Source organism: Streptomyces sp. NPDC052036 (assembly GCF_040680495.1).
In the GTDB taxonomy this organism is placed as follows: Bacteria; Actinomycetota; Actinomycetes; order Streptomycetales; family Streptomycetaceae; genus Streptomyces.
The window spans coordinates 270,404-290,238 of the sequence record NZ_JBFAWW010000004.1; the positions used below are offsets into that span (position 1 = coordinate 270,404).

Below are 19,835 nucleotides of genomic sequence, written 5' to 3' on the forward strand. Positions count from 1 at the left end.
CGGGCGGACCAGGGGGCCGGACTAGGGTGCGGTACATGAGCGATCACGCGGTGCTGCACGTGAAGGGGCGGGTGCTCGTCGGGCCGGAGGAGGTCCGGGACGAGCTGTGGATGGTCGACGGCCGGATCTCCTACGACCGGCCGTCCGGGGCCCGGGACGTCCGTACCGTCGAGGGCTGGGCGCTGCCCGGTCTCGTCGACGCGCACTGCCATGTCGGCCTCGACGCCCATGGACCCGTCTCCGAGGACGTCGCCGAGAAGCAGGCGCTGACCGACCGGGACGCCGGCACCCTGCTGATCCGTGACGCGGGGTCCCCGTCGGACACCCGCTGGATCGACGACCGCGACGACCTGCCGAAGATCATCCGGGCCGGCCGGCACATCGCGCGCACCCGCCGCTACATCCGCAACTACGCCTGGGAGATCGAGCCCGAGGACCTGGTCGCCTATGTCGCCCAGGAGGCCGGGCGCGGCGACGGCTGGGTCAAGCTCGTCGGCGACTGGATCGACCGGGATGCCGGGGACCTGACCGCCTGCTGGCCGCGCGAGGCCGTCCTGGCGGCGATCGCGGAGGCGCACCGGCTGGGGGCGCGGGTCACCGCGCACTGCTTCGCGGAGGATTCGCTGCGCGATCTGGTCGAGGCGGGCATCGACTGCATCGAGCACGCGACGGGTCTCACGGAGGAGACGATCCCGCTGTTCGCGGAGCGGGGCGTCGCGATCGTCCCGACCCTGGTGAACATCGCGACCTTCCCGCGGCTCGCCCGGGGCGGGGAGTCGAAGTTCCCGCGCTGGTCGGCCCATATGCGACAGCTCCACGAGCGGCGCTACGACACCGTGCGCGCCGCGTACGACGCCGGGATCCCCGTGTACGTCGGCACCGACGCGGGCGGTTCGCTGGCGCACGGTCTGGTGGCCGGCGAGGTGGCCGAGCTGGTGACGGCGGGCATCCCGCCGGTGGCCGCCCTGTCCGCGACCGCGTGGGGCGCCCGGCGCTGGCTGGGTCGGCCCGGCCTGGAGGAGGGGGCGCCGGCCGACCTCGTGGTGTACGAGGCGGACCCCCGCGCGGACGTCCGGGTGCTGGCGGCGCCGCGGCGCGTGGTGCTGAACGGGCGGATCGTCGGTTAGGGGCGGGCTGGGCGGGCCCCGGGTCGCCCTCGCCACCGACGACCCCGTACGCCCCCTTCGCGCCCCCGGTGTGGGGGATGTCCGGGAGGCGCGAGTGAACAGGCGTGCCGTCGTTTTCGAAAAAATGCGCGAAACATCCACGATGGGGTGAAGTGGTCCCGTATCGCTGACGGTGTGCTCGCGGTGCCGCGATTCTTTCCGGGTCCTAAGAGCTGCGAACAAAATGGGCGCCCGGCTCCCATTTTGTTCGCAGCTCTAGCCTGACTTACCTGGGGGTCCCACCCGTGAACGGCACCACTTCCCGCCTGCCCGCCTGCCGACTGGCCACCGTCGCGCTGGCCACCGCCCTCGCCGCCGGTCCCACCGTGCTCGCCGGCGCCGGTTCCGCCTCCGCCACCGAGAACCACGGGCGGGCGAGCGCCGCCGTTCTGCGCACCGGGCTGGAGGTGTCCCTGGCCAACAAGACCGTGAACGTCCCGCTCACCGTCTCCCTCAACGCCGTGGAGGCGCCGGACAGCGCGGACCGGACCGCCCTGTCGGCCCGTCTCGACGGCGTCGACGGCGGACAACCGTTCAATGTGCTCGCCGCCGACGTCGCCACGGCGAACGCCACGGTGTCCGCGACCAGGGCGGAGGGCTCCACCCGCCTCGTGCACGCCCGGGTCCATGTGCCCGGACTGCCCCTGCTGTCCCTGATCGAGGTCGAGGGCGTCACCTCGAAGGCCGTGTGCGAGGCCGGGAAGAAGCCGGTCGCCGCAGCCGACCTGCTGGGCGCGGTGACGGTGCTCGGCCGAAAGGTGAGGGTGACGGCGGGCGGCCCCTCGGACGTGAAGGTGCCCGGTGTCGGGGAGGTCCGGCTGGAGGTGTCGCCGACCAGCACGACCTCACGGACGGCGGCGGCCGCCGCGCTGCGGCTGACGGTGACCGTGAACCCGCTGAAGCTGAACGTGGCGGAGGTGCAGGGGACCATGACGCTGGGCGGCGTCACCTGCGAGGCGCCCGGGGCCCCTGCCACCGACGGCGGCGCACCCGCGGCCCCCACCGCGAACGGCGGTGCACCGGCTGCTCCCACTGCCGTCGGCACCCACCCCGCCGAGGACCTGAAACCGCAGGGGGCGCCCGTGAAGAAGTCCGGGCTCGCGGAGACCGGAGCGAGCACGGTGACCCCGTACGTCCTGGGCGGCGCGGTCGTACTGCTCGTGGCGGGCGGCGGAGCGGTGGGCCTGGCGCGCCGCCGTCGCGGCTGACCTCAGTCCGGCGCCGGCCCGTCCGGCGCCCGCCCTACCGCCCATCGCCGGACGGACCGCCCCGCGCCGGACTCACCGTCCCGCCAGCGTCACCGCACGGTCCAGGGCCTGCACGAAGCGGTTCACCGTCGCCCGGTCCCGCACCGCCAGCCGTAGCCACTCCTCGTTCAGGCCCGGGAACGTGTCCCCGCGCCGCACCGCGAAGCCCAGGTCCCGCAGATGGCGGCGCACGGCCGCCGCCCGCGCCAGACGGATCAGCACGAACGGGCCCTCGGCCGGCTCGACCACCTGCAGTCCGTCGGGCCGAAACTCCCGTAGCCCCGCCACCAGATGCGCCCGGTCCGCCGCCACCCGGTGCGCCGCGTGCGCCGCCTCCGCCAGCGCCCGGGGCGACACACATGCCTCGGCCGCCGCGAGCGCGGGCGTGGACACCGGCCACAGCGGCTGCGCCCGTTCCAGCTCGGCGATCGTCCCCGGGTCGGCCAGGACATAGCCGATGCGCAGGCCCGCCAGCCCCCAGGTCTTGGTCAGACTGCGCAGGACCACCAGACCGGGCACGTCCGTGCGGCCCGCCAGCGCCTCCCGCTCCCCGGGCACCGCGTCCATGAACGCCTCGTCGACCACCAACGTGCGTCCGGGACGGGCAAGTTCGATGACCGAGGCCGCCGGGTGCAGCACCGACGTCGGGTTCGTCGGATTGCCGATCAGCACGAGGTCCGCGTCCTCCGGCACCAGCGACGCATCCAGGCGGAAGCCGTCCCGCTGCCGCAGCAGGACCCGGCCCACCGCATACCCGGCGTCCCGCAGCGCCGCCTCCGGCTCCGTGAACTGCGGGTGCACCACGATCGGTTGACGCACCTTCAGGGCCCGCGCGAGCAGCACGAACGCCTCGGCCGCGCCCGCCGTGAGCAGCACCCGCTCGACGGGCAGGCCGTGCCGCGCCGCCACCGCCGCGCGGGCGGCCCGCCCGTCGGGGTACGCCGCGAGCCCGTCCAGCGACCCGGCGATCACCTCGCGCAGCCACACCGGGGGCGTGTCCGCGCGCACGTTCACCGCGAGGTCGGTCAGCGCCGCCCCGTCGTCCCGGACCTCGGCGTCCCCGTGGTGCCGCAGATCATGTGGGCCGCCGTCGTGTTCAGTGCGCATGGGAGTGGGTGTGCCCACCGTGGTGGTGGTGATGCCCATGCCCATGGTCGTGACCATCGTCGTCGGGGTGGAAGTGCGGCTGCTGCGGCAGCCCCACCTTGTCCTCGAAGCCCGGCAGCGCGATCCGGTACACACACGAGTCGCAGTTCATCCGCAGATCCCCGCGCACCGCCTCCTGGTACCGCTCCATCACCAGATCGAGCAGCTCCGGCTCCGGCCCGATGACATCCGCCGAGCGCACCTCGACGTCCGGGTGCGCCGCCGCCCAGCCCTCGGTCTGCTGCCGCACCCGGTCCGGCAGGATGCCCGTGAACAGGAAGTACGGCAGCACGACGATCCGCTTGGCGCCCAGCCGCGCGCACCGGTCGAGGCCGCTCGGCACATCCGGAGCCGCCAGTGACACGAACGCCGTCTCCACGCCCGCGTACCCGCGCCCCTCCCACAGCAGCCGCGCCGCCTTGTGGACCTCGGCGTTGGCGTCGGGGTCGGTGGAGCCCCGGCCCACCAGCAGCACGGTCACCGCGGCCCGGTCCTCGGGCGCGCGGGCCGAGCCGCCCAGCGCCTCGTCGAGCCGCCGCTCCAGCACCGACAGCAGTGCCGGGTGCGGGCCGAGCGGACGGCCGTAGGTGTACGAGATCCCGGGGTGCCGCTCCTTCTCGCGGGCCAGCGCCGCCGGGATGTCGCCCTTGGCGTGCCCGGCGGACACCAGCATCAGCGGCACGGCGGCGAACCGGCGCACCCCCCGCTCCACCAGCTCGGCCACCGCCTCGCCCAGCGGCGGCGGCGACAGCTCGATGAAGCCGCCCGCGACAGGCAGTTCGGGGTGGCGGCGCCCCAGCTCCCGTACGAAGTCGCGGAACGCCTCGGCTCCGGCCTCGTCCCGGGTGCCATGGCCGGCGATGAGCAGGGCGGGCGGCGGGGTGGTCACAGGGTCTCCTTCGAAGTGGGGTGGTACAGCAAGGCGTTGAGCGCGGCGGCGGCGACCGCCGAGCCGCCCTTCTCGGACACGTTGCTCACGGCGGGCAGCCCGCTCTCGCGCAGCGCTGCCTTGGACTCGGCGGCGCCGACGAAGCCGACGGGCAGACCGATGACGAGCGCGGGGGCGGCGTCCAGGGTCAGCAGCTCCTCCAGGGCGGTCGGCGCACAGCCGATCACCCAGATCGCTCCGGGGCCCACGTCTTCGTACGCCAGCCGGATCGCATGCGCCGAACGCGTCATCCCGGGGCCGGACCCGGCGTCCTTCAGCCGGCAGACGGTCTCGCGCCGGGTGATCCCGGCGGCCACCATCTCCACGTCCACGACCACCGGCGCCCCGTCGTGCAGCGCGGCGTGCGCCCGGACCAGCTCGGCCTCGTCCAGCACGAGATCGCTCGCGTACTCCAGGTCGGCGGCCGAGTGGATGACCCGCTCCACCACCGCCCGGGTCAGCGACGGCAAGTGCGAGGTGTCCAGGCGGGCGCGCAGCCGCCGGAACGACTCCTGTTCGATCGGGTGGACCACACGGTTCACCGGGGCTCCTCCTGCCAGCGGTAGCCGCGCGGCGTGACCATGCGCCCCGCGATCTCACGGGTCGCCGTGTTGCCCACGGTCACGACCGTCATCATGTCGACCGTCGCCGGGTCGAGACCGGCCAGGGTCGTCACCCGGCTCGATTCGTCCGGCCGGGACGCGTTGCGTACGACACCGACCGGCGTCGCCGCCGCCCGGTGTCCGGCGAGGATCGCGAGCGCCTTGGGCAGCTGCCAGTCGCGGCCCCGGCTGCGCGGGTTGTAGAAGGTCACGACGAGGTCCGCCTCGGCCGCGGCCCGCACTCGCCGCTCGATGACCTCCCAGGGGGTGTGCAGGTCGGACAGGCTGATCGACACATGGTCGTGGCCCAGGGGCGCGCCGAGGATCGCCCCGGCCGCGAGCGCCGCCGTGACCCCGGGCACCCCGATCACGTCGATGTCGTCGGAGGCCTCGGCCAGCGCGGGCGACGCCATCGCGTACACCCCGGCGTCCCCGCTGCCGATCAGCGCCACCGCGCGGCCCTTGCGGGCCTCGGCGACCGCCGTGCGGGCCCGCTCCTCCTCGGCGCCGAGCCCCGACTGAAGGACCCGGGTGCCGGGCCGCAGCAGATCGCGGATCTGGTCGACGTACTGGTCGAGCCCGACCAGCACCGAAGCGCGCCGCAGTTCCGCCTTCGCGCGCGGCGTCAGCAGGTCCCGGGCACCGGGGCCGAGGCCGACGACGGCGAGCCGCCCGCGCCCCGGCCTGCGGACCACGGCACAGGTCGCCGTCGCCGGGGTCCCGGCCGACTTGCGCTTGGGGACCAGGAGTTGACCGCCGGCCGCCAGCGCGGCGGCCTCCGCGACGGACGGTGTGCCGACCGCGGCGAGCGGCGCGTCGGAGGGGTTGGGCACCTCGACCTTCGCCAACTGCTCGGCGGGATACGTCACCACGGGCACCCCGAGCCGCTCGGCCGCCGCCACGATGCCGGGCTCGCCGGCCTTGGCGTCGACGGTGGCGAGCGCGGCGAGCGACGCGGCGCTGAGCCCGGCCTCCCGCAGCGCGCCCTCGACGAGCTCCAGGACCTCCGCGACGGGAGCGCCCCGGGAGGCGCCGACGCCGACGACCAGGGACGGCGGCCGCAGCACCACCTCACGCTCGGCGGGCGCGACGGCCCGGTCCGTGACCCGGATCGTGTACGAGCCCGCCGCGGCGAGGGGCAACGGCGGCAGCGGCCAGTCCACCTCCGCCGCCAGGGCCACCGGCTCCCCGTCGAGCAGCGCCCGCGAGACCCCGGCGACATCGCCCTCGACCGGGAGCCCGAGCGTGTCCAGGCCCGGCAGTCCCACCGCGTCCGTCGCGGTCGTCACCACGGGCGCGGCCCCCAGCACCTCGCCCACCGCCCGGGCGAGATCATTGGCCCCGCCCGCGTGCCCGCCGACCAGGGACACCGCGAACCGTCCGCCCTCGTCGACGCACACCACACCCGGGTCGGACACCTTGTCGCCCAGCAGCGGGGCGACAAGCCGGACGACCGCGCCGGTCGCCAGGAGGCACACGAGCTGCTCGCACTCCGCGAACGCGGCCCGTACGGCGTCCCCGACCGGGCCGTCGTACACCCGCGTCCGGCCGGGCCAGGCCGCCGCCAGCCGGTCCCGCGCAGCCGCCCCCGCCGCGGTGGCGGAAATGAGGCCGATCACTGAGCAACTCCTTCGCTACGCGCCGGAGGCCGCGTGCCCCACAGCAGGAAAACAGGGTTGGTCGCCGCGAGCCGGGTCACGTCCCCCGGCAGCGGCGCGAGCCGCGACGACTGCAACAGCACCCCGTCGCAGTCGAACCCGGCCGCGATCAGCGCCTCGCGCGCCGCGGGGACGCGGTCCAGCGCGGCCATGGCGATCACCACAGCCCGCCGGGCCCGTCGCGCGCACGCGGTCACGATGGCGGGCAGCTCGCGTCCGCCGCCCCCGATGAACACGGCGTCGGGCTCGTCCAGACCGGCCAGCGCGTCCGGGGCGGCGCCGTGCACCACCTGGACGTCGACGCCGTGCGCCGTGGCGTTGGCGCGGATCCGGGCGACTCCGTCCGCCGTCTTCTCGACCGCGCTGACGGCCGCACCCAGCCGTGCGCACTCCACGGCCACCGACCCCGAGCCCGAGCCGATGTCCCAGACCAGATCGCCCAGGCGCGGCCCCAGCCGGGCCAGCGCCAGCGCACGGACCTCGAACTTGGTGATCATCGAGTCGCGGTGGGCGAACGCACTCTCCTCCAGGGCCCAGACGCTCGGCCCGGGCGGCGGCCCCGCCACCGTACGGACCGGCCCGAGCGCCGCCGCCGGATCCAGGCACAGCACCACGCTGACCGCCGCACCCCAGTCACGCCCCGCGGCCTCGGCGGGCGTCACCCGCTCGACACGCTCGTGCTCCGGATCGCCGAGTGCGCTCGCCACGACGAGCAGCCGCTCGCCGGGGCCGCCGGCGAGCGCCGCCCCCAGCTCGGCGGGGCCGGCGCCCGGACCGGTCAGCACGGCGACCTTCGGCCGCGCCCGGCACACCTGCACCGCCGTCCGCAGCGCGCGGCCGTGCGCGCTCACCACCACCGCGTCGTCCCACGGCAGCCCGAGCCGCGCGAAGGCGGCGGCCACGGAGGAGACACCCGGCCGTACGTCCAGCCGCTCGGGCCCGAACCGTTCGGCCAGCGCGCGGACGATCCCGAAGAACGCGGGGTCCCCGGAGGCGAGCACGGCCACCCGCCGTCCCTTGTCGAGGTACCGCTCGATCGCGTCGAGGGCGGGCGCCAGCGGCCCGAGAACGATCTGCTCCGCCTGCTCGGGCAGCCGGGCCGCCGCCAGATGCCGCCGGGCGCCCACCACCACGTCCGCCCCGGCGACCGCCTCGGCGGGGAGGGGCGCCACCGTGCCCGTACCGACGACCGTGATCATGTGCTCGCGCCCTGGGAGCGCAGCGCCTTGCGGGCCTCGGGGTCGGCCTTGCGGTAACCGTGGAAGTGCCCGGGGTGGTACAGATGCGAACGGGTGCCGTGCGCGTCCAGCGCCGGGCCGACCAGGAACAGCGTGTGCTTCCACAGCTTGTGTTCCTTGACGGTCTCCTCCAGCGTGCCGAGGGTGCACCTGACCATCAGCTCCTCCGGCCAGGTCGCCTGGTAGGCGACCACGACCGGGGTGGTCGTCGGATAGCCGCCCTCCAGCAGCTCCCGCACCAGCTGGCCGCTGCGGGCCGCCGACAGGAAGATCGCCATCGTGGTGCCGTGCCGGGCGAACTCGCGCACCTCCTCCCCGGGCGGCATCGGCGTCTTGCCGCCGCCGAGCCGGGTCAGCACGACGGACTGGGCGACCTCGGGGATCGTCAGCTCCCGCTGCGCGAGCGCGGCGACCGCGGAGAAGGCGGAGACACCTGGTACGACCTCGGTCTCGATGCCGATCCCGGCACACCGGTCCAGCTGCTCCTGCGTACCGCCCCACAGGGCCGGGTCGCCGGAGTGGATACGGGCCACCCGCAGGCCCTGCGCACGGGCCCGCTCGTACACGGCGACGACGTCCTCCAGGGACATGGCCGCCGAGTCCAGGATCTCGGCGCCCTCACGCGCGTGGTCGAGGACCTCCGCCTGCACCAGGCTGGCCGCCCAGATCACGACGTCGGCCTCGGCGATGGCACGCGCGGCACGGAACGTCAGCAGATCGGCGGCGCCGGGGCCGGCGCCGACGAAGGTCACCTTGCCGGTGGGGGCATCGGCCATGGGGAATCGGTCCTCTCCTGCGGAAACTCGGGCGGTGCGGAACACGGGTGCGCACTCGGCCGCCCGTCCGGTGCGCTCCGGGGCGGTCGGGCGGCCAAGGGTCAGGGCGGCCTTCGTCGCGCGCGGTCGGCCCCTGCGGTTCGACGGCCTCGCGGTGCACGCGAACGGGCCGGTCCCTCGCCGGTCACAGCTTGCCGCCGCGGGTGCCGTCGCGGCGGGCCGGCGAGATCAGGGTGGACAGATAGGGGAGCGGACCCTCGTCGAGGTCGGCGGCCGGCCGGACGGTCTCCTCCGGCAGCCCGAGCGACGCCCCCCACACGGCGTCGTCGATGCGCCCGGTCTCCCGCAGCGCCTCGGCCACCTCGTGCGCCTGCCGCCCGAACTTGTAGGCGACGACCGTCCCCGGACCGCTGAGGGCGTCCTTGAGCACCGCGGAACCCGCCGTGACGGGCACGAGCGTGAGCGGTTCGGTGCCCTCGGTCAGCACGGCCCCCGACCGCGCGGCCAGGTCCTGCATGGCGGTGATGCCGGGCACGGTCTCGATACGGACGCCCGGCACCGACTCCTGGACGGTGTGCGCGAGATAAGTGAACGTGGAGTACACGTTGGGGTCGCCGATGGTGGCGAAGGCGACCGTGGAATGCCGCCCGAGAAGCCCGGCCACGCGCTCCCCCGCCGCGTCCCAGGCCGCCTCGCGCCGCGCCCGGTCGCTGCGCTCGTTGAGCGCGAACACGACCCGGACGACCTTCTCCTCGGGCACGTAGTGCAGCACGGTCGCCTCGGCGCGCCCGCGCTCCCCGCCGTCTCCTCCCGCGGCGTCACCCATCACGGGCACGACGACCACGTCGGCCTCACGCAGCGCGTTGACGCCCTTGACGGTCACCAGCTCGGGGTCGCCGGGGCCCACCCCGACTCCGATCAGCCTGCTGCTCATGACGTCCGGCACCTCTCCACGAACCGACGGGCCGCACCGGGCGCGGCGGCCCAGTGCGTGTGCAGATAACTGGCATGCACACCTTGTTCTACGAAACCTTCGACGCGCCGTCCGGGGGCGCGTATCCCCCAGGCGGGAGCCGCCCCCGCCGCGGGCTCCACCACGGTCCGGTGGAACTCATGGCCCCGCATCCGTGTCCCGGCCGCGGCGAGGACACTGTCGCTCACGGCCACCGCGTCCCGGTAGCCGAGGGTCAGCCGTTCGCTCATCCGGGCGCTCGCGTCGAGCACCCCGCACATGGGCTGTCCGTCCAACTCCCGGCACAGGTACAGCAGTCCGGCGCACTCGGCGGCGACCGGGCCGCCGCCGAGCGCCAGTTCGGCGACCGCCTTGCGCAGCGGCTCGTTCGCGGACAGCTCGGCGGCGTACACCTCCGGGAAGCCGCCGCCGATCACCAGCCCCGCCGTACCCTCCGGCAGCCGCTCGTCCCGCAGGGGGTCGAACACGACGACCTCGGCTCCGGCGGCGCTGAGCAGTTCGGTGTGCTCGGCGTAGGAGAACGTGAAGGCGGGACCGCCGGCCACGGCGACCACCTCCCGCGCGCCGGTGTCGTGCACCGGCGGTTCCCAGGGCGCGTCCGGCAGCGCACTCGCGTTGTGCGCCAGTGCCCACAGCGCGTCCAGGTCGCAGCCCCGGCGCACCTGCGCGGCCATGGCGGCGACCGCCTCGACCGCTTCCGCCCGCCGCTCGGCCACCGGTATCAGCCCCAGATGCCGCGACGGCGTGTCCACCTGGGCCACCCTGCGCAGCACCCCCAGCACGGGCACCCCGGACGCGTCCAGGGCGTCCCGCAGCAGTTCCTCGTGCCGGTCGGAGGCGACCTTGTTCAGGATCACGCCCCCGATTCGCACCTGCGGATCCCAGGACGCGAACCCGTGCACCAGCGCCGCCACCGACCGCGACTGCGAGGACGCGTCGACGACCAGGACCACCGGCGCCCTCAGCGCCTTCGCCACCTGCGCCGTGGACGCCAGCTCCCCTTCGCCGGCGGCCCCGTCGTACAGCCCCATCACGCCCTCGACCACGGCCAGGTCGCAGCCGCGCGCGCCGTGCAGAAACAGCGGAGCGATCAGCTCCGGCCCGCACAGATACGCGTCGAGGTTCCGTCCCGCGCGTCCGGTCGCGAGCGCGTGATAGCCGGGGTCGATGTAGTCGGGCCCCACCTTGTGCGGGGACACGGCGAGCCCCCGCTCGGCGAAGGCCGCCATCAGGCCCGTGGCCACGGTGGTCTTGCCGCTGCCCGAGGAGGGCGCGGCGATGACCAGCCGGGGGACGGAGGACGGGGAGGACATCACCACTCGATGCCCTTCTGGCCCTTCTGCCCCACGTCCATCGGGTGCTTCACCTTGGACATGTCGGTCACCAGGTCGGCGAACTCCACGAGCTTCTCGGGCGCGTTCCGCCCGGTGATCACCACATGCTGGGTGCCGGGGCGGGCCCGCAGCACGTCCACGACCTCGTCGGTGTCGACCCAGCCCCAGTGCATCGGGTACGCGAACTCGTCCAGCACGTACAGCCGGTACGTCTCGGCGGCCAGGTCACGCTTGACCTGCTCCCAGCCCTCCCGGGCCTTCTCCTCGTTGGTCGAGTTGTCACCCTGAATGTCCCGCTGCACCCACGACCAGCCCTCGCCCATCTTGTGCCAGTCGACGGTCCCGCCCTGCCCGGACGCCCCCAGCACCCGCAGCGCGTTCTCCTCGCCGACCTTCCACTTGGCCGACTTGACGAACTGGAACACCCCGATCGGCCAGCCCTGGTTCCAGGCGCGCAGCGCGAGCCCGAAGGCGGCGGTCGACTTCCCCTTGCCGATGCCCGTGTGCACGACGACGAGCGGACGGTTACGACGCTGACGGGTCGTCAGTCCATCGTCGGGTACGGCACTCGGCTGTCCCTGCGGCATTACGCGGCCCTCCTGGCGGTCCCCTGCGTCCCCTGCACGTTCCGTACGAGCCCGGCGATGCTGTCCGCACGCAGCTCGTCCAGCGTCACCGCCGTACCGCCCAGCTCCTCGGCGAGCCGCCCGGCGAGCCCCAGCCGCACCGGCCCCGACTCGCAGTCCACGACCACGGACGCGACACCCCCGGCGGCCAGCAAGGAGGCCGCTCGCCCCGCGAGCGCCACCGGCTCGGCGCCCCCGGTGGCCCGCCCGTCGGTCACCACCACGACCAGGGCGCGCCGCGCGGGATCCCGCAGCCGCTCGACCCGCAGCACGTCATGGGCCTTGAGCAGCCCGGCGGCCAGCGGCGTCCGGCCGCCCGTCGGCAGCGACTCGAGCCGGGCCGCCGCCGCGTCCACCGACGACGTCGGCGGCAGCGCCACCTCCGCAGCGGTGCCCCGGAAGGTCACCAGACCCACCTTGTCCCGCCGCTGGTAGGCGTCGAGCAGCAGCGAGAGCACGGCGCCCTTGACGGCGCCCATCCGCTGCCGGGCCGCCATCGACCCGGAGGCGTCGACCACGAACAGCACGAGATTGCCCTCGCGCCCCTCCCGCGTCGCCTGCCGCAGATCGTCCCGGCGCACCACGAGCCCGGGTCCCGAGCGTCCCCGCGCCCGCTGGTGCGGCGCCGCGGCCCGCACGGTGGCCGCCAGATGCAGCTTGGTCAGCGCACCCTGGGGCCGCCGGGCCCCGGTGGTCCGCCCGCGCTCGGTGCGCGCCCGCGAGCGCCGCCCCGCGGCGCCGTCGCCGAGCCCCGGCACGGTCAGCACCTTGGTGCGGAAGGGCTCCGAGGCCCGCACGGCCTGCTGCTCCCCGGCACCCGAGGACTGCGGCTGCCCGCTCTCCCCGGCCTCGGGCCGCGCGGCCGTGTCACCGCCGCTCTGGGGACCGTCGTCCGGCGCGGGCTGCCCGCCCCCGCCACCGGGCCCGTCCGGACCGGGGTCGTCGTCCTCGTCGCCGCCCCCGAACTGCTCCAGCGTCTCGTCGAGCCTGTCCTCGTCGAGCCCCGGCGCATCGAAGGGGTTGCGCCGCCGCCGGTGCGGCAGCGCCAGCAGCGCGGCCTGCCGTACGTCCTCGGCGAGCACATCGGTCCGCCCGGCCCACGCGGCCAGCGCGGTCGCCGTACGCGCCATCACGATGTCGGCCCGCATACCGTCCACCTCGAACGCGGCGCAGGTCGCCGCGATCTGCCGCAGCGCGCCGTCCCCGAGCCGCACGGACGGCAGCAGCTCCCGGGCCGCCACGATCCGCGCCCGTACGGCGGCCTCCTCCTCGGCCCAGCGCGCCGCGAAACCCTGGGGGTCGTCGTCGTAGGCAAGCCGCCGTCGTACGACCTCCACGCGCTGGTCGGGCTCCCGCGAGGCGGACACCTCGACCGTCAGCCCGAATCGGTCGAGCAGCTGCGGCCGCAGCTCGCCCTCCTCCGGGTTCATGGTGCCGACGAGCAGGAAACGGGCGGCGTGCCGTACGGACACGCCCTCGCGTTCGACGTACGACGCGCCCATCGCGGCCGCGTCCAGCAGCAGGTCTACCAGGTGGTCGTGGAGGAGGTTGACCTCGTCGACGTAGAGGATGCCGCGGTGCGCCTGCGCCAGCAGCCCTGGCTCGAAGCTCTTCACGCCCTCGGCCAGCGCACGTTCGATGTCGAGGGCTCCGACGAGCCGGTCCTCGGAGGCGCCGACGGGGAGTTCGACCATCCGGGAGGGCCGGCGGGCGCCCGGCCCCGGCTCATGCGGCCCGTCGGGACAGGCCGGGTCGGGTGCAGCCGGGTCACAGGAGAACCGGCACCCGACGACGACGTCGACCTGCGGCAGCAGCGCCGACAGCGCCCTGACCGCCGTGGATTTGGCGGTGCCCTTCTCGCCGCGCACCAGGACTCCGCCGACCGCCGGTGACACGGCGTTCAGCAGCAGCGCGAGCCGCAGATCGTCCTGGCCGACGACGGCCGTGAACGGAAAGGGGGTACTCACTTCTCGTCGCCCTCCAAGTCGCCTTCCAGCTCCAGATAGGTGGCGCGCAGCCGCTCCAGCGTGTCCGCGTCCGGCTCGGCCCACAGGCCGCGGTCGGCGGCCTCCAGCAGGCGCTCGGTGATACCGCGCAGCGCCCACGGGTTGGACTTCTTCATGAAGTCGCGGTTCTCGGCGTCGAAGACGTACTCCGCGCTGAGCTTCTCGTACATCCAGTCGTCGACCACTCCGGCCGTGGCGTCGTAGCCGAACAGGTAGTCGACGGTCGCCGCCATCTCGAAGGCGCCCTTGTAGCCGTGGCGCCGCATGGCCGCCATCCAGCGCGGGTTGACCACGCGGGCGCGGAAGACACGATGGGTCTCCTCGCCCAGGGTGCGGGTCTTCACCTGGTCGGGCACGGCCGAGTCGCCGACGTACGCCTCGGGGGACGCACCGGTCAGATGCCTCACCATCGCGACCATTCCGCCGTGGTACTGGAAGTAGTCGTCCGCGTCGACGAGGTCGTGCTCACGGGTGTCCACGTTCTTCGCCGCCACGGCGATCCGCCGGAACGCGGTCTCCATGTCCCCGCGCGCCGCCCGCCCGTCGAGCCCGCGCCCGTACGCATAGCCGCCCCACACCGCGTACACCTCGGCGAGGTCGGCGTCGGAGCGCCAGTTGCGGGCGTCGATCAGCGGCAGCAGACCGGCGCCGTACGCGCCCGGCTTGGAACCGAAGACACGGGCCGTCGCGCGCCGCCGGTCACCGTGCTCGGCGGTGTCCTCGTCGGCGTGGGCGCGGACGAAGTTCTGCTCGGCGGGCTCGTCCAGCTCGGCGACAGCGCGTACGGCGTCGTCGATGAGGCCGACCACATGCGGGAAGGCGTCCCGGAAGAAGCCGGAGATGCGCACCGTGACATCGATCCGGGGACGGCCCAGCTCGGCCAGGGGGATCACCTCGAAACCGGTCACCCGGCGCGAGGCGTCGTCCCAGACCGGCCGGCAGCCGAGCAGCGCGAGGATCTCGGCGATGTCGTCGCCCTGGGTGCGCATGGCCGACGTGCCCCAGACGGTGAGGCCGACGGACCGGGGGTACTCGCCGGTGTCCTGGAGGTACCGCGCGACCAGCGAGTCGGCCAGCGACTGCCCGACCTCCCAGCTCAGCCTCGACGGAATGGCCTTGGGGTCGACGGAGTAGAAGTTGCGGCCGGTCGGCAGCACATTGACGAGACCGCGGGTCGGGGAGCCGGAGGGACCGGCCGGGACATAACCGCCGTCGAGCGCCTTGAGGATGTGCCCGATCTCGTCGGTGGTACGGGCGAGCCGGGGCACGACCTCGGTGCAGGCGAACTCCAGGACGGCCACGGCGTTCGGCAGTTCGGTCCCCAGGACCTCACGCACCAGCGCGGGCACGGCGGCCGCGTCCCAGGCACGCTCCTCCATACCCTCCGCGATCCGTCGGCACAGCTGCTCCAGCAGGTCGACGGCGTCGGCGGCACTCCGGGCGGGACCGTCCACCAGATCCGTCAGCTCCACCGGCACCTTCACCGGCGCGCCCGGCTCGGCGAGCAGCTCCTTCTCCGCCAGCCCGAAGCGCTCGGCGAGCGAGGCCCGCAGCCCCGGCAGGGCGTTCGCCTGCCCGCCCCACACCTGCGAGGCGCGCAGCACGGCGAGCACGAGGTTCACCCGGGGCTCGCCGACCGGGCCGCCGCCCAGGATGTGCAGACCGTCGCGGATCTGCACATCCTTGATCTCGCACAGATAGCCGTCGATGTGCATGACGAACTCGTCGAAGTCGCCGTCCTCCGGCTGCTCGTCGACATGCAGGTCGTGGTGCAGCTCCGCGGCCTTGACCAGGGTCCAGATCTGGGCCCGTACGGCGGGCGCCTTGGCCGGGTCCAGGTCGGAGACGAGGGCGTACTCGTCGAGGAGCTGCTCCAGCTTGGCCAGGTCGCCATAGGTGTCGGCGCGCGCCATCGGCGGCACGAGGTGGTCGACGACCGTGGCGTGCCCGCGCCGCTTGGCCTGGGTGCCCTCGCCGGGGTCGTTGACGATGAACGGGTAGATCAGGGGCAGTTCGCCGAGGACGGCGTCCGGCGCGCACCCGCGCGACAGCCCGAGGCCCTTGCCCGGCAGCCACTCCATGGTGCCGTGCTTGCCCATGTGGACGATCGCGTCGGCGCCGAACGAGTTCTCCAGCCACCGGTACGCCGCCATGTAGTGGTGCGACGGCGGCATGTCGGGGTCGTGGTAGATCGCGATCGGGTTCTCGCCGAAGCCGCGCGGCGGCTGGATCATCACGACGACGTTCCCGAACTGCAAAGAGGCGAGGACGATGTCGTCGCCGTCGACGTACAGCGAGCCCGGCGGCTCGCCCCAGGCCTGGAGCATCGCGTCCCGCAGCTCGGGTTCGAGGGCGTCGAACCACGCCCGGTAGTCGGCCAGCGGCACCCGCGCGGGCGCAGCGGCCAGCTGCTCCTCCGTCAGCCACTCCACGTCGTGGCCGCCGGCCCCGATGAGCCGGTGGATCAGCTCGTCGCCGCCCGCCGGGTACTCGGTGAGGCCGTACCCGGCGTCGCGGAGCGCGTCCAGCACCCGTACGGCCGACGCGGGCGTGTCCAGGCCGACCGCGTTGCCGACCCGCGAGTGCTTGGTCGGGTAGGCGGTGAAGACGAGCGCGAGCTTCTTCTCGGCGTTCGGCTTGTGCTTCAGCCGGGCGTGCCGCACGGCGATTCCGGCGACGCGCGCGGCCCGCTCCGGGTCGGCGACATACACCGGCACATCGTCCGGACCGTGCTCCTTGAAGGAGAAGGGGACCGTGACGAGGCGACCGTCGAACTCCGGGATCGCCACCTGCATCGCCGCGTCCATGGGGGAGAGCGCGGCGTCGGACTCCTCCCACGCGGCGCGCGAGGAGGTCAGGCACAGGCCCTGGAGCACGGGAACGTCCAGGTCGGCGAGCGCCCCGATGTCCCAGGCCTCCTCGTCGCCGCCCGCCGACGCCTGCGAGGCGTGCGTGCCGCCCGCGGCGAGAACGGTGGCCACGAGCACGTCGGACTTCGCGAGCAGCTCGTACAGCCCCGGATCGGCGTCGCGCAGCGAACCGCAGTACACCGCAAGGGCGTTGGCGCCCCGCTCCTCGATCGCGTCGCACAGCGTGTCCACGAAGGCGGTGTTCCCGCTGAGTTCATGCGCGCGGTAGAAGAGCACGCCCACGGTGGGACGGCCCTCGGCACACGCACGCTGCCCGTGGGCGCCGTACTCGGGCATCTTCTGCGGCTCGGTGAAGCCCTCGCCGGTCAGCAGTACGGTGTCGGACAGGAAGCGGGCCAGTTCGGTGAGGTTGGCGGGACCGCCCTCGACCAGATACCGCAGCGCCTCCGCCACCACGCCCGCCGGCACAGACGACTCGGCCATCAACTCGGCGTCCGGCACACTCTCTCCGCCGAGCAGGACGGTCGGGATGCCCGAGGCCCTGAGCGTGGCGAGCCCGTCCTCCCAGGCGCGCTTTCCGCCCAGCAGCCGTACCACGGCGATGTCCGCGCCCTCGATCAGCCCCGGCAGCTCCTCCGCGGCATCCAAGCGGGCGGGGTTGCCGATCCGGTAGGGCGCGCCGGAGGCACGGGCCGCCAGCAGATCGGTGTCGGCGGTCGACAACAACAACACTGTGCTCATGCGGGCGCTCCCGGTGGAATGTAAGGCAGTCCTTGCGGCGCGCCCGACTCGATGAGCCGCCACAGCGCGTCCGTGTCCGCGTGCTGTTCGATCAGGTCGCCGAGCCGGTCGAGCTGTTCCTCGCGCAGCGCGGCGAACGACGTGTCGGCGGCCGGCACGAACCGGCGGCCCGCGGCGGCCGCCACCTCGCGCAGGAACGCCCGCCGGAAACCGTCCGACTCCAGGGAGCCGTGCCAGTGCGTGCCCCAGCTCTGGTCGACCCGGCAGCCGTCCAGGAAGGGCTCGCCGCCCGTCACCTCGGCGACACCGTGGTGGATCTCGTAGCCCTCGACATGCTCGCCGAGCGCCTCGCCGACCGGACGGGTCAGGGTCTTCTCGCGGGCGAACCGCACCCGTACCGGCAGCACTCCGAGCCCGTCCACCTGACCCCTGCGGCTCTCCACCTCGTCCTCGATGTGCTCGCCGAGGATCTGGAAGCCGCCGCAGATGCCGAGGATCGGGCGCCCCTCGGCGGCCCTGCGGGCAAGGGCCTGCGCGAGACCGCGCTCGCGCAGCCACTCCAGGGCCCTGACGGTGCCCCGGGTCCCCGGGACGACGACGAGATCGGCGTCGGCCAGTTCCTCGGGCCGGTCCACGAACCGCACGACGACGCCCGGTTCGGCCGCGAGCGCGTCGACATCGGTGAAGTTGGACATGAGCGGGATCGCGCACACGGCGACCCTCAGCACGTCCTCGCCGACGGGCGCGGCCACCGCCGACTCGCGCACAGCGCCCCGCAGGGACACCCTCAGCCCGTCCTCCTCGTCGATCCCGAGGCCGTGCCGGAACGGCAGCACTCCGTACGTCCGCCGCCCGGTGAGCCCGTGCAGCATGTCGAGCCCCGGCTCCAGCAGGGAGACGTCCCCGCGGAACTTGTTCACGAGGAACCCCGCGATCAGCTCCTGGTCCTCGCGGGAGAGCAGGGCGACGGTCCCGAAGAAGGAGGCGAACACCCCGCCGCGGTCGATGTCGCCGACGACCAGAACGGGCAGCCGCGCGTTGCGGGCGATGCCCATGTTCACGATGTCCGTCCGCCGCAGATTGATCTCGGCGGGACTGCCGGCCCCTTCACAGATCACCGCGTCATACGTGCCCCGCAACTCGGCCAGACAGTCGAGGACCGTGCCGAGGAGCCGCTGCTGCCGGCCCCCGTGGTAACCGCGCGCGCTCAGCTCGCCGACCGGCTTGCCGAGCAGCACGACCTGGCTGCTCTGCTCACCGCCCGGCTTGAGCAGCACCGGGTTCATCAGCGCGGTCGGCTCGATACGGCAGGCCTGCGCCTGCATCGCCTGGGCGCGCCCGATCTCGGCGCCCTCGCGTGTGACGAACGAATTGAGGGACATGTTCTGTGCCTTGAAGGGCGCGACCTTGACTCCCTGCCGCACCAGCCAGCGGCAGATCCCGGCGGTGACGACGCTCTTGCCCGCGTCGGAGGTGGTGCCGGCGACGAGGAGACCACCGCTCATGACGTACGTCCCTTCGCGAGGAGTCCTCGGGTGAACCGCCGGGCGAGGAGGCGGCCGGCGACGGTGGCACCCAGGGCGAGCGCGGTCACACGGCGGGAGAGCCGCACCGCGCGTTCGATGTCGTCGGTGCGCACGGCGCGCCCAGGCGCATTGAGCAGCGGCCGGTGCTCGATGCGCCCCCCGTACGACAACGTGCCGCCCAGCCGCACCCCGAGCGCCCCCGCGAACGAGGCCTCCACGGGACCGGCGTTGGGGCTCGGATGCCGCCCGGCGTCCGCCCGCCACGCCCGCAGGGCTCCCCGCCGGTCCGGGCCCGTCGTCGCCGCGAGGAGTGCGGTCAGCCGGGCCCCGGGCCAGCCCGCGAGGTCGTCGAGACGCGCCGAGGCCCAGCCGTAGCGACGGTGGCGCGGCGACTTGTGGCCGACCATGGCGTCAAGGGTGTTGACGGCCCGGAAACCGACGAGCCCGGGCACCCCGCCCACGGCTCCCCACACCAGCGCGCCCACCACGGCGTCCGAGGTGTTCTCGGCGACGGACTCGACCACGGCCCGGGCGATCCCGTCGGCGTCCAGCGCCTGCGGATCCCGCCCGCACAGATGCGGCAGCCGCGCACGGGCACCCTCGACATCCCCGGACGTGAGGGCGTGCCCGATCGTTTGGGCCTCACGCGCCAGCGAAGTCCCCCCGACGACGGCCCAGGTGGCGGCGGCGGTCAGCGCGACGGACGCGGTACGGGAGCGACGCACGGCCGCGGCGGCGAGCGCCGCGGCCGACACCGCACCCCCCACGCACACGGCGGTGTGCAGCGCACCCCACCCGCGATGGTCCCGCCACAGCACCCGCTCCACGGCACCGGCGGCCCGCCCGAACGCGGCGACCGGATGCCCCCGGCGCGGATCGCCGAGCAGCAGGTCGCCCAGGAGGCCGGTGGCGGCACCGTACGCGAAGACGCGATCGGCACCCATCGGCTCAGCCGAGCGTGGGGAAGGGCAGGATCCGGGTACGGGACCTCAATCGGC

Annotated in this window: 15 protein-coding genes; 2 read left to right on the forward strand and 13 right to left on the reverse strand. The window is 74.2% G+C overall.

From position 1 onward, the window contains the following. Positions 1-35 precede the first annotated feature (35 nt). Both AB0L95_RS09510 and AB0L95_RS09515 read left to right on the forward strand, forming a co-directional pair. Positions 36-1,127 carry an amidohydrolase family protein gene (locus AB0L95_RS09510; protein WP_365159423.1) on the forward strand — a complete coding sequence of 364 codons (1,092 nt, stop codon included), beginning with the start codon at positions 36-38 and terminating at the stop codon, positions 1,125-1,127. A 284-nt stretch (positions 1,128-1,411) separates the two neighbouring features. Further along, on the forward strand, positions 1,412-2,374 hold the full coding sequence (locus tag AB0L95_RS09515) for an SCO1860 family LAETG-anchored protein (RefSeq protein WP_365159426.1): 963 nt from the start codon (positions 1,412-1,414) through the stop codon (positions 2,372-2,374). A 72-nt stretch (positions 2,375-2,446) separates the two neighbouring features. Here the strand turns inward: AB0L95_RS09515 and cobC are convergent, their stop codons facing one another. The 13 genes from cobC to AB0L95_RS09580 all read right to left on the reverse strand — a co-directional run bounded on the left by cobC (position 2,447) and on the right by AB0L95_RS09580 (position 19,781). Further along, positions 2,447-3,520 (reverse strand): Rv2231c family pyridoxal phosphate-dependent protein CobC, encoded by a 1,074-nt coding sequence (cobC, locus tag AB0L95_RS09520; protein ID WP_365159429.1) that lies wholly within the window; start codon positions 3,518-3,520, stop codon positions 2,447-2,449. Next, a complete protein-coding gene (locus AB0L95_RS09525) occupies positions 3,510-4,448 on the reverse strand; it encodes a sirohydrochlorin chelatase (RefSeq protein WP_365159431.1) in 939 nt (312 codons plus the stop codon). Before AB0L95_RS09525 ends, cobC begins: the two co-directional genes overlap by 11 nt. Next, entirely contained in the window at positions 4,445-5,029 is a 585-nt protein-coding gene (locus tag AB0L95_RS09530; RefSeq protein ID WP_365159434.1) for a precorrin-8X methylmutase, read from the reverse strand. Before AB0L95_RS09530 ends, AB0L95_RS09525 begins: the two co-directional genes overlap by 4 nt. Then, on the reverse strand, positions 5,026-6,708 hold the full coding sequence (gene cobJ, locus AB0L95_RS09535) for a precorrin-3B C(17)-methyltransferase (RefSeq protein WP_365159437.1): 1,683 nt from the start codon (positions 6,706-6,708) through the stop codon (positions 5,026-5,028). Before cobJ ends, AB0L95_RS09530 begins: the two co-directional genes overlap by 4 nt. Next, the gene (gene cbiE / locus AB0L95_RS09540) at positions 6,705-7,946 is read right to left on the reverse strand and encodes a precorrin-6y C5,15-methyltransferase (decarboxylating) subunit CbiE (RefSeq protein ID WP_365159440.1); all 1,242 of its coding nucleotides are present in this window, start codon (positions 7,944-7,946) and stop codon (positions 6,705-6,707) included. Before cbiE ends, cobJ begins: the two co-directional genes overlap by 4 nt. Beyond that, entirely contained in the window at positions 7,943-8,761 is an 819-nt protein-coding gene (gene cobM, locus AB0L95_RS09545) for a precorrin-4 C(11)-methyltransferase (RefSeq protein ID WP_365159443.1), read from the reverse strand. The genes cbiE and cobM overlap by 4 nt, the downstream gene beginning before the upstream one ends. Before the next feature lie 184 nt (positions 8,762-8,945). After that, complete coding sequence (gene cobI / locus AB0L95_RS09550; protein WP_365159446.1) at positions 8,946-9,695, reverse strand: precorrin-2 C(20)-methyltransferase; 750 nt, start codon at positions 9,693-9,695, stop codon at positions 8,946-8,948. Beyond that, the gene (locus tag AB0L95_RS09555; protein WP_365159449.1) at positions 9,692-11,047 is read right to left on the reverse strand and encodes a cobyrinate a,c-diamide synthase; all 1,356 of its coding nucleotides are present in this window, start codon (positions 11,045-11,047) and stop codon (positions 9,692-9,694) included. Before AB0L95_RS09555 ends, cobI begins: the two co-directional genes overlap by 4 nt. Further along, positions 11,047-11,655, reverse strand: a complete 609-nt coding sequence (cobO, locus tag AB0L95_RS09560; protein ID WP_365159452.1) for a cob(I)yrinic acid a,c-diamide adenosyltransferase — start codon at positions 11,653-11,655, stop codon at positions 11,047-11,049. Before cobO ends, AB0L95_RS09555 begins: the two co-directional genes overlap by 1 nt. Next, positions 11,655-13,661 carry a putative cobaltochelatase gene (locus tag AB0L95_RS09565; RefSeq protein WP_365159455.1) on the reverse strand — a complete coding sequence of 669 codons (2,007 nt, stop codon included), beginning with the start codon at positions 13,659-13,661 and terminating at the stop codon, positions 11,655-11,657. Before AB0L95_RS09565 ends, cobO begins: the two co-directional genes overlap by 1 nt. Continuing rightward, complete coding sequence (gene cobN, locus AB0L95_RS09570) at positions 13,658-17,311, reverse strand: cobaltochelatase subunit CobN (RefSeq protein WP_365159458.1); 3,654 nt, start codon at positions 17,309-17,311, stop codon at positions 13,658-13,660. The genes AB0L95_RS09565 and cobN overlap by 4 nt, the downstream gene beginning before the upstream one ends. Continuing rightward, complete coding sequence (locus tag AB0L95_RS09575; RefSeq protein WP_365159461.1) at positions 17,308-18,816, reverse strand: cobyric acid synthase; 1,509 nt, start codon at positions 18,814-18,816, stop codon at positions 17,308-17,310. The genes cobN and AB0L95_RS09575 overlap by 4 nt, the downstream gene beginning before the upstream one ends. Continuing rightward, positions 18,813-19,781, reverse strand: a complete 969-nt coding sequence (locus tag AB0L95_RS09580) for a cobalamin biosynthesis protein (RefSeq protein ID WP_365159464.1) — start codon at positions 19,779-19,781, stop codon at positions 18,813-18,815. Before AB0L95_RS09580 ends, AB0L95_RS09575 begins: the two co-directional genes overlap by 4 nt. Positions 19,782-19,835 lie beyond the last annotated feature (54 nt).

Bases quoted from the DNA above. Each gene is read 5' to 3' on its own strand.
- cobC (WP_365159429.1), bottom strand. From the start codon at position 3,520: ATGCGCACTGAACACGACGGCGGCCCACATGATCTGCGGCACCACGGG.
- cbiE (WP_365159440.1), bottom strand. From the start codon at position 7,946: ATGATCACGGTCGTCGGTACGGGCACGGTGGCGCCCCTCCCCGCCGAG.
- AB0L95_RS09555 (WP_365159449.1), bottom strand. From the start codon at position 11,047: ATGTCCTCCCCGTCCTCCGTCCCCCGGCTGGTCATCGCCGCGCCCTCC.
- cobM (WP_365159443.1), bottom strand. From the start codon at position 8,761: ATGGCCGATGCCCCCACCGGCAAGGTGACCTTCGTCGGCGCCGGCCCC.
- cobI (WP_365159446.1), bottom strand. From the start codon at position 9,695: ATGAGCAGCAGGCTGATCGGAGTCGGGGTGGGCCCCGGCGACCCCGAG.
- AB0L95_RS09510 (WP_365159423.1), top strand. From the start codon at position 36: ATGAGCGATCACGCGGTGCTGCACGTGAAGGGGCGGGTGCTCGTCGGG.
- AB0L95_RS09580 (WP_365159464.1), bottom strand. From the start codon at position 19,781: ATGGGTGCCGATCGCGTCTTCGCGTACGGTGCCGCCACCGGCCTCCTG.
- cobO (WP_365159452.1), bottom strand. From the start codon at position 11,655: ATGCCGCAGGGACAGCCGAGTGCCGTACCCGACGATGGACTGACGACC.
- AB0L95_RS09575 (WP_365159461.1), bottom strand. From the start codon at position 18,816: ATGAGCGGTGGTCTCCTCGTCGCCGGCACCACCTCCGACGCGGGCAAG.
- cobN (WP_365159458.1), bottom strand. From the start codon at position 17,311: ATGAGCACAGTGTTGTTGTTGTCGACCGCCGACACCGATCTGCTGGCG.